This window comes from Corynebacterium sp. (genome assembly GCF_012837295.1).
Lineage (GTDB): Bacteria > Actinomycetota > Actinomycetes > Mycobacteriales > Mycobacteriaceae > Corynebacterium.
Map to the genome: position 1 here is coordinate 1 of NZ_DURI01000035.1, position 6,022 is coordinate 6,022.

General features: G+C 70.3%; 5 protein-coding genes and 1 pseudogene. 3 read left to right on the top strand and 3 right to left on the bottom strand.

Going from position 1 to position 6,022, the window contains the following annotated elements:
- From GX015_RS01195 to GX015_RS01205, 3 genes and pseudogenes are all read right to left on the bottom strand, one after another.
- A pseudogene (locus GX015_RS01195) lies at positions 1 to 257 on the bottom strand (2,3,4,5-tetrahydropyridine-2,6-dicarboxylate N-succinyltransferase); the annotation flags it as partial.
- Positions 258 to 445: 188 nt separating this feature from the next.
- Complete coding sequence (locus GX015_RS01200; RefSeq protein ID WP_291342181.1) at positions 446 to 1,858, bottom strand: amino acid permease; 1,413 nt, start codon at positions 1,856 to 1,858, stop codon at positions 446 to 448.
- A 72-nt stretch (positions 1,859 to 1,930) separates the two neighbouring features.
- Positions 1,931 to 2,857 carry a DapH/DapD/GlmU-related protein gene (locus tag GX015_RS01205; RefSeq protein WP_291342175.1) on the bottom strand — a complete coding sequence of 309 codons (927 nt, stop codon included), beginning with the start codon at positions 2,855 to 2,857 and terminating at the stop codon, positions 1,931 to 1,933.
- A 236-nt stretch (positions 2,858 to 3,093) separates the two neighbouring features.
- On the opposite strand from GX015_RS01205, the gene GX015_RS01210 reads away from it, so the two are divergent.
- The 3 genes from GX015_RS01210 to GX015_RS01220 form a co-directional block, all read left to right on the top strand.
- Entirely contained in the window at positions 3,094 to 3,993 is a 900-nt protein-coding gene (locus GX015_RS01210; RefSeq protein ID WP_291342176.1) for a hypothetical protein, read from the top strand.
- Positions 3,983 to 5,167, top strand: a complete 1,185-nt coding sequence (gene dapE, locus GX015_RS01215; RefSeq protein WP_291342178.1) for a succinyl-diaminopimelate desuccinylase — start codon at positions 3,983 to 3,985, stop codon at positions 5,165 to 5,167. The genes GX015_RS01210 and dapE overlap by 11 nt, the downstream gene beginning before the upstream one ends.
- Before the next feature lie 70 nt (positions 5,168 to 5,237).
- Positions 5,238 to 6,022, top strand: a 785-nt coding sequence (locus GX015_RS01220; RefSeq protein WP_291342179.1) for a TIGR00730 family Rossman fold protein, incomplete at its 3' end; no start/stop codon positions are given.

A 6,022-nucleotide genomic window follows, 5' to 3' on the forward strand; every position in this document is an offset into this window, starting at 1 on the left:
GCGTCGTAGGCGTCCACGGGCGGCTCGTCGAGATCCGCGATGTCCGTGCGGACGCCGACGCGGTGGACGCCCCGGTCCGCGTCCTCGCCGATGAGGTGCGCGAAGAAATCGCAGGAATCCGGCAGGTCGTCGGGCGCCTCGAGGCTGGTTCCGGTCTCGCCGTTGCCGTCGAGCTCCGGGCAGGGGAACCAGACGTCCAGGACGGTGCCGTCGGAGGCCAGGGAGGCCAGGCCGTAAGAGTGTGCTCCTCGTGTCATGCGCATAACGGTACCCCCCGCGTCTGTGCCAGTCGCGGGGGGTTTGTTACGTTCACGTTACGCGGGTGTGGGCGGGGTCACGATTGCTTTGCGACGCCCGTGCGGGACCAGTTCGGCCCCGCATTTCGGTGCTTCGTCGTGGCGCCGTGAGCCGTCACGGCGGCCCTGCGGACCGACGAGAAGCCCGACTAGTGGTGCACGCCGTCGACCGGGGTCTGGTCGGCGTTGTCGCGGGCGCGGGCGCGCGACTTCGACGTGACGCCGGCGAGCATCGCGAGGAAGAAGCACACCGCCACGACGGCGTAGACCTGCTGGCGGGCGACCTCGTCGAAAAGCATCATGACCGTCAGGCCCAGGATCATGAACACCGCGAGCCAGGACAGCCACGGGTAGGCGGGCAGTCGGACGGTGAGCTCACCGTTGGCCTCCATGCGCGGGCGCAGCTTGATCTGCGATAGGGCGATGACCAGCCAGATGACCAGCAGGCAGCCGCCGACCGCGTTGAGCAGGAACACCAGCACCGAGGAGCCGTCGAAGACGACCTGGATGCCGACGGACAGGAACGCGAAGACCATCGACATGATGACGGCCTTGTATGGCACGGCCTGGGAGTTCATCGCCGTGAACAGCTTGGGGGCCTCGCCGCGGCGGGACATCGAGTAGACCAGGCGCGAGGTCGCGTAGATCTGCGCGTTGAAGGCGGAGAGCAGGGCCAGGACGATGACGGCCTCCATGAAGCCGACGACGCCCGGCAGGCCGGCCTGCTGGAGCACCATCGTGAACGGCGACTCGGCCGCCGTGTCCGCGCCGCCGATCTGCGCGTAGGGCAGCAGCATGATGATGATCAGCACGCAGCCGATGTAGAACACGCCGATGCGCACGATGATCGAGCGGACCGCCGAGGCGATCGAGCGCTTCGGGTCGTCGGACTCGGCGGCGGCGATGGTGACGATCTCGATGCCGCCGAACGCGAAGGCCACCGCCAGCAGGCCCGCGGCGACGCCGGAGAACCCGTTGGGCAGGAAGCCGGACTCGGCGATGTGCTGCGTGCCGACGAAGGTCGTGCCCGGCAGCAGGCCGAACACCAACAGCACGCCGATGACCAGGAAGCCGATGATGACGGCGACCTTGATGAAGGCGAACCAGAACTCGAACTCGCCGAAACCGCGGACCTTGGCCAGGTTGACGAAGGCGAAGAACACCACGCACACCAGGCCGGGGATCCACCCCGGGATTCCCCACCAGGCGCCCATGATCGCGCCGGCGCCGGTGATCTCCGCGCCCAGCACCATGATGAGCATGAACCAGTACAGCCAGCCGAGCACGAAGCCGGCGCTGCGGCCGAAGGCCATCTCGGCGTACGTGGAGAAAGCGCCGGAGGCGGGGCGGGCCGCGGCCATCTCGCCGAGCATGGTCATCACCAGCACGACGATGATGCCGGCGGCGAGATAGGACAGCAGCACGCCCGGGCCGGCGGCGTTGATGCCGACGCCGGTGCCCAGGAACAGGCCGGCGCCGATGGCGGAGCCGAGGCCCATCATTGTCAAGTGGCGAACTTTGAGTCCCTTGCCGAGCTGTGCGTCGTCGGACGCGTCCGGCACGGCCTCGTCGGCCGGGGACAGGGGGGAGTTGGTCATGGAGGGGACATTACTCGGCGCCCCGTAACCTTCCGGCTACACCTCGGTCGGCTTCATGCACACCGCGGCGTAATCCGGGTGGCGGAAGAAGTGCATCCGGTCGCGGCCGTTGAGCTCCCACGCCGAGACGCGGCGCCCTTCGTCGAGAAGCTCGATGGGGGAGTCCTTGTCGATGAGGATGTTCTTGTCGATCAGGCAGTCGTCGCCCAGATCGACGCCCACGGTGCCGGCGGAGACGCCGATGTTGCAGCGGCGGCCGACGGTCAGGGGGATGCGGCGGCCGCGCTCGTCGTGCCGGGCCATGACCGTGCCCGCCAGACCGATGGTGGTGTACTCGCCGAGGACGACGCCCGACGACAGGCGGCCCTCGATCTTGCACGGGCCGAGCGAACCGGAGTTCAGCGACACGAATCCCTCGCGCAGCACGGTGGTGCCCGGCGCGAGGTAGGCGCCCAGGCGCACGCGCTCGGCCTCGGCGATGCGCACGCCCGACGGCACGACGTAGTCGACCATCCGCGGCATGCGGTCGATGGAATAGACGTGGATGAGACCCCGCATGCGCAGGTTGGTGCGCAGCGCCTCGAAATTGTCGGGCTGGCAGGGGCCCTTGTTCGTCCACGCGACGATGTTCAGTTCGTCGAACACCTCGGTCATCTGGATGGAGTGCGGGGTGACGATGCGGTGCGACAGCAGATGCAGGCGCAGGTAGGCGTCGTGGGAATCCACCGGCGGCTGCGAGAGGTCGGCGATGGTGGTGCGCACCGCGACCTGCTCCACCCGGCGGTCCTCGTCGAGGAGGACCTGGCGCAGCAGCTGCGGGGTGAGGTCCTGCGCCCCGAGGCGGCGGGTGCCCGATTCGGTGATGGTGTCGTCGAGCTGGGGGTTGGGGTACCACGTGTCCAGGACGGTGCCGTCCATGGCAATGTTCGCGATACCCGTGGCCGAGGCACCTGTCGTCATCATGATTCCGATACTATCCGCTGCCGACGGCCCCCTCGACCGCGCGGTCGCGCATCACACGCATCCCACCGTGGTCAACGCCGTTCATCGTCCAATCTCCGGAGGTTCCCGTGCCCGGTCAGCAGCCCCGCCCGTCGTCCAGTTCGTCGCCCCGTTCGTCGTCGCGCCCAACTCGCCCGTCGCGCCCGTCGGACCAATCGTCGTCGCGCCGGATCGCGCGCGGGTCGTCCGGGGGCTCCGTGTCGGCCGGGCTGCTGTCCCGGTCGGATCTGCCGCGTGCGGCGAAGGGCGCGATCGCGGCGTCGCAGGCGCTGGGCCCGGCGGCGCTGATCGCGCTGGTCATCGGCGTCGCAGCCGCATTCCTGGGGTGGCCGCTGGTCGCGTGGACCGCGGTGATCGTGCTCCTGGCGTGGGCGGTGAGTTGGGGCGTGTTCGCGGGCGTGGCGGCGGGAAAGTGGGCGCTGCTCGGGGCGCTGGCGGCCGCCGCGCAGGGGGCGTGGGCCGTGACCGCGGGTGTGTCCGGGGAGCAGGCGGCCGGCGGACTGGTCATGCTCGGCGTCCCGCTGCTCGGTCTCGCGGCGGGGCTGGTCGGGGGCGTGGCCGTGCGGGCGTCGTGGGATCGTCGCCAAGCAGAACGCGAACGGCGCCTGGCCGCACTGCCGGATTGGGCCCGCGACGAACTGGGCCCGGTCGCGCGCCGCCTCGACCCCGGCTTCCGCCGCGCCGCGGGCCCGGCCGTCGTCGGTTCCCATTCGGATCCCGCCGTACGACTGCTCGCCGCGGTGTGCCGCCCGCTGCCGGGGTCGACGGTGCTGGCAGGCGAACCCGCCATCGCCGTCAACGGATCGCGGGTCGCCGTCGTCGCGTGGGGCCCGCGCCTGGCCCGCGCCGACGCCGCGCCGCCGCTGCCGCAGCTTCCCGACGGCGCGACGGCACGGGTGTTCGTCCTGCGCGAGGGCACGGAGCTCGAAGCGGGGTCCGGCGCCACCGAAATCATCGCCACCGAACCCCAGGAGCTCGCCGCCCACCTCGGGGCGGGCACCCCGCCGGACGGCGACGCGTGCCACGGCATCGCCGCCCACCTGCACGCGCGGGTGCTCGCTGCGCTGGATGGCTACCCTGGATCGGGTGAACGCTAGAAGTTTCGATTCCGCCGGCGCCCCCCGCGACGTTCTCGACCTGCGCGCGGACCCCGTCGAACTGACCGCGGCGCTCATCGACGTCCCCAGCGTCTCCCGCGATGAAGCGCGGATCGCCGATGCCGTGGAGGCCGCGTTGCGCGACGTCGCCGCGCGGATCCCGGAGGGGATGCCGGCGGTGACCGTGGAGCGCATCGGCGACAACATCGTCGCCCGCACCCACCGGGGCCTGCCGCGGCGGGTCATCCTCGCCGGCCACTTGGACACCGTGCCCATCGCGGACAACGTGCCGTCGACCCGCGGCGTCGACGCGGAAGGACGCGACACGATCTTCGGTTGCGGCGCCGTGGACATGAAGAGCGGCGACGCCTGCTACCTGCACGCCTTCGCCACGCTCGCCGGGGCCGCGGAGCTGAAGCGCGACCTGACGCTGATCATGTACGCCTGCGAGGAGATCGCCGGCGAATTCAACGGGCTCGGCCACATCGCCGAGAGCCACCCCCACCTGCTCGACGGCGACGTCGCGCTGTTGGGCGAGCCGTCGGGCAACGTCATCGAGGCCGGTTGCCAGGGCTCCATCCGCGTCAAGGTCATCGCCCACGGCACCCGCGCCCATTCGGCACGCGCGTGGCTCGGCGACAACGCCGCGCACCGGCTGACCGGGGTTCTTTCCCGCGTCGCCGGGTACTCCGCCGGAACTGCGGAGATCGACGGCCTGACCTACCGTGAGGGAATGCAGGTCGTCCATCTCGAATCCGGCGTGGCCACCAACACGGTGCCCGACGAGGCGTGGGCCCACGTCAATTTCCGCTTCGCGCCGAACCGGACCGCCGACGACGCCATGGCGCACCTCATGGAGGTCCTCGCCATCGACGATCCGCTCATCGACGTCGAGGTGGAGGACGTCAGCCCCGGCGCGCTGCCCGGCCTAGACCGCGCCGCCGCGGCGGAGCTCGTCGCAGTCGCCGGGGGAGTGGCAAAGCCCAAGTACGGCTGGACCGACGTGTCCCGATTCGCGGCTCTGGGCATGCCCGCCGTCAACTTCGGCCCCGGGGACCCCGCCTACTGCCACAAGCGCGACGAGCAGATCCCCGTGGAGATGATCACGGCGCTTTCCGACGACCTGCTGCGCTACCTGACCACCGAACCGGGGATCACGCCGGCACCGTCGTAAAGCCACTGCAGTAAAGCGACTGCCGCACCGACCCCGCCGCACGGCGACCAACGAACCAGGAGACAACCGCATGGCCCCGCACCGAACCCCCTCGCCGGACCGCAAGCGCAAGCTGCGCGGGCCGATCATGGTCCGCAACAACGAGGAGCTCGACCACAACCGGTCCACGACCGACCGCCGCCTGCTCGACCCGCACCAGGACACCGACTGGCTGCACACCGACACGTGGCGCGTGCTGCGGATCCAGTCGGAGTTCGTCGACGGTTTCGGGGCATTGGCGGAGATCCCCAAGGCCATCACCGTCTTCGGGTCCGCCCGCATGCCGGAGGACCACCCGTACTACGTCCAGGGCTGCGAACTCGGCCGCGCCATCGTCGAGGCGGGCTACGCCTGCATCACCGGCGGCGGCCCCGGCCTGATGGAGGCCCCCAACCGCGGAGCCCACGACGCCGACGGCCTGTCCGTGGGGCTCGGCATCGAACTGCCGCACGAGCAGGGCATCAACGACTGGGTCGACCTCGGCCTGAACTTCCGGTACTTCTTCGTGCGCAAGACCATGTTCCTGAAGTACTCGCAGGCGTTCATCGGGCTGCCCGGCGGCTTCGGCACCCTCGACGAACTGTTCGAGGTGCTGGTCATGGTGCAGACCGGCAAGGTCACCCGCTTCCCCGTCGTGCTCATGGGCACCGAATTCTGGGGCGGGCTGATCGACTGGATCCGCGACCGCGTGCTCGCCGAGGGCATGATCTCGCCCGAGGACATGGACCTGTTCCTGGTCACCGACGACATCGACGAGGCCATCGAGTTCATCGTCGCCGCCCACGACGGCCACGAGCGCGACCGGCGCGAGGAAGC

What these genes read in the sequence shown, in the direction of transcription:
- GX015_RS01205 (WP_291342175.1), bottom strand. Translation starts at nt 2,857, where the DNA reads ATGATGACGACAGGTGCCTCGGCCACGGGTATCGCGAACATTGCCATG.